Origin of the sequence: Pseudomonas sp. B19(2017) (assembly GCF_002113165.1) — a bacterium.
In the GTDB taxonomy this organism is placed as follows: domain Bacteria; phylum Pseudomonadota; class Gammaproteobacteria; order Pseudomonadales; family Pseudomonadaceae; genus Aquipseudomonas.
Genome location: NZ_NEJR01000039.1, coordinates 2139 through 5383 on the forward strand (window position 1 = coordinate 2139; position 3245 = coordinate 5383).

At 51.1% G+C, this 3245-nt stretch carries 1 rRNA gene; it reads left to right on the forward strand.

Features of this window, described 5'->3' with window-relative positions:
* Positions 1–169 precede the first annotated feature (169 nt).
* Positions 170–3061, forward strand: a 23S ribosomal RNA gene (locus tag CAF70_RS25890).
* Positions 3062–3245: the final 184 nt, after the last annotated feature.

Genomic DNA, 3245 nt, shown 5'->3' on the forward strand with positions numbered 1-3245 from the left:
TGAGATCGTTCTTTAAAAATTCGGATATGTGATAGATATAGACTGATGGCCAGTTTCACTGCTGGAAATCAGGCTAAGGTAAAATTTGTGAGTTCTGCGCGAAAGCGCAACATGCGAATTTTCGGCGAATGTCGTCTTCACAGTATAACCAGATTGCTTGGGGTTATATGGTCAAGTGAAGAAGCGCATACGGTGGATGCCTTGGCAGTCAGAGGCGATGAAAGACGTGGTAGCCTGCGATAAGCTTTGGGGAGTCGGCAAACAGACTGTGATCCAGAGATCTCTGAATGGGGGAACCCACTCAGCATAAGCTGAGTATCTTGTACTGAATACATAGGTGCAAGAGGCGAACCAGGGGAACTGAAACATCTAAGTACCCTGAGGAAAAGAAATCAACCGAGATTCCCTTAGTAGTGGCGAGCGAACGGGGACCAGCCCTTAAGTTGATTTGAGATTAGTGGAACGCTCTGGAAAGTGCGGCCATAGTGGGTGATAGCCCCGTACACGAAAATCTCTTGTCAATGAAATCGAGTAGGACGGAGCACGAGAAACTTTGTCTGAATATGGGGGGACCATCCTCCAAGGCTAAATACTACTGACTGACCGATAGTGAACCAGTACCGTGAGGGAAAGGCGAAAAGAACCCCGGAGAGGGGAGTGAAATAGAACCTGAAACCGTATGCGTACAAGCAGTGGGAGCCTACTTTGTTAGGTGACTGCGTACCTTTTGTATAATGGGTCAGCGACTTATATTCAGTGGCGAGCTTAACCGAATAGGGGAGGCGTAGCGAAAGCGAGTCTTAATAGGGCGTTTAGTCGCTGGGTATAGACCCGAAACCGGGCGATCTATCCATGGGCAGGTTGAAGGTTAGGTAACACTGACTGGAGGACCGAACCGACTACCGTTGAAAAGTTAGCGGATGACCTGTGGATCGGAGTGAAAGGCTAATCAAGCTCGGAGATAGCTGGTTCTCCTCGAAAGCTATTTAGGTAGCGCCTCATGTATCACTCCAGGGGGTAGAGCACTGTTTCGGCTAGGGGGTCATCCCGACTTACCAAACCGATGCAAACTCCGAATACCTGGAAGTGCCGAGCATGGGAGACACACGGCGGGTGCTAACGTCCGTCGTGAAAAGGGAAACAACCCAGACCGTCAGCTAAGGTCCCAAAGTCATGGTTAAGTGGGAAACGATGTGGGAAGGCTTAGACAGCTAGGAGGTTGGCTTAGAAGCAGCCACCCTTTAAAGAAAGCGTAATAGCTCACTAGTCGAGTCGGCCTGCGCGGAAGATGTAACGGGGCTCAAACCATGCACCGAAGCTACGGGTGTCATCTTTGATGACGCGGTAGAGGAGCGTTCTGTAAGCCTGTGAAGGTGAGTTGAGAAGCTTGCTGGAGGTATCAGAAGTGCGAATGCTGACATGAGTAACGACAATGCGAGTGAAAAACTCGCACGCCGAAAGACCAAGGTTTCCTGCGCAACGTTAATCGACGCAGGGTTAGTCGGTCCCTAAGGCGAGGCTGAAAAGCGTAGTCGATGGAAAACAGGTTAATATTCCTGTACTTCCAGTTATTGCGATGGAGGGACGGAGAAGGTTAGGCCAGCCTGGCGTTGGTTGTCCAGGTTTAAGGTGGTAGGCTGAAATCTTAGGCAAATCCGGGATTTCAAGGCCGAGAGCTGATGACGAGTTGCCTCTAGGCGACGAAGTGGTTGATACCATGCTTCCAAGAAAAGCTCCTAAGCTTCAGATAACTGGGAACCGTACCCCAAACCGACACAGGTGGTTAGGTAGAGAATACCAAGGCGCTTGAGAGAACTCGGGTGAAGGAACTAGGCAAAATGGCACCGTAACTTCGGGAGAAGGTGCGCCGGCGAGGGTGAAGGACTTGCTCCGTAAGCCCATGCCGGTCGAAGATACCAGGCCGCTGCGACTGTTTATTAAAAACACAGCACTCTGCAAACACGAAAGTGGACGTATAGGGTGTGACGCCTGCCCGGTGCCGGAAGGTTAATTGATGGGGTTAGCGCAAGCGAAGCTCTTGATCGAAGCCCCGGTAAACGGCGGCCGTAACTATAACGGTCCTAAGGTAGCGAAATTCCTTGTCGGGTAAGTTCCGACCTGCACGAATGGCGTAACGATGGCGGCGCTGTCTCCACCCGAGACTCAGTGAAATTGAAATCGCTGTGAAGATGCAGTGTATCCGCGGCTAGACGGAAAGACCCCGTGAACCTTTACTATAGCTTTGCACTGGACTTTGAATTTGCTTGTGTAGGATAGGTGGGAGGCTTTGAAGTGGGGACGCCAGTTCTCATGGAGCCATCCTTGAAATACCACCCTGGCAACTTTGAGGTTCTAACTCAGGTCCGTTATCCGGATCGAGGACAGTGTATGGTGGGTAGTTTGACTGGGGCGGTCTCCTCCCAAAGAGTAACGGAGGAGTACGAAGGTGCGCTCAGACCGGTCGGAAATCGGTCGTAGAGTATAAAGGCAAAAGCGCGCTTGACTGCGAGACAAACACGTCGAGCAGGTACGAAAGTAGGTCTTAGTGATCCGGTGGTTCTGTATGGAAGGGCCATCGCTCAACGGATAAAAGGTACTCCGGGGATAACAGGCTGATACCGCCCAAGAGTTCATATCGACGGCGGTGTTTGGCACCTCGATGTCGGCTCATCACATCCTGGGGCTGAAGCCGGTCCCAAGGGTATGGCTGTTCGCCATTTAAAGTGGTACGCGAGCTGGGTTTAGAACGTCGTGAGACAGTTCGGTCCCTATCTGCCGTGGACGTTTGAGATTTGAGAGGGGCTGCTCCTAGTACGAGAGGACCGGAGTGGACGAACCTCTGGTGTTCCGGTTGTCACGCCAGTGGCATTGCCGGGTAGCTATGTTCGGAAGAGATAACCGCTGAAAGCATCTAAGCGGGAAACTTGCCTCAAGATGAGATCTCACTGGGATCTTGAATCCCCTGAAGGGCCGTCGAAGACTACGACGTTGATAGGTTGGGTGTGTAAGCGCTGTGAGGCGTTGAGCTAACCAATACTAATTGCCCGTGAGGCTTGACCATATAACACCCAAGCAATTTGCGCACGAAAGCCAAATTGTGGTGGTGAAGACGAAAGAACCGAAAGTTCGCAACTTCACAAAATCACATATCCGAATTAGCCAAGAGTGTTCAAAAGACATTCTGGCAACAGAATTTCTTGACGACCATAGAGCATTGGAACCACCTGATCCCATCCCGAACTCAG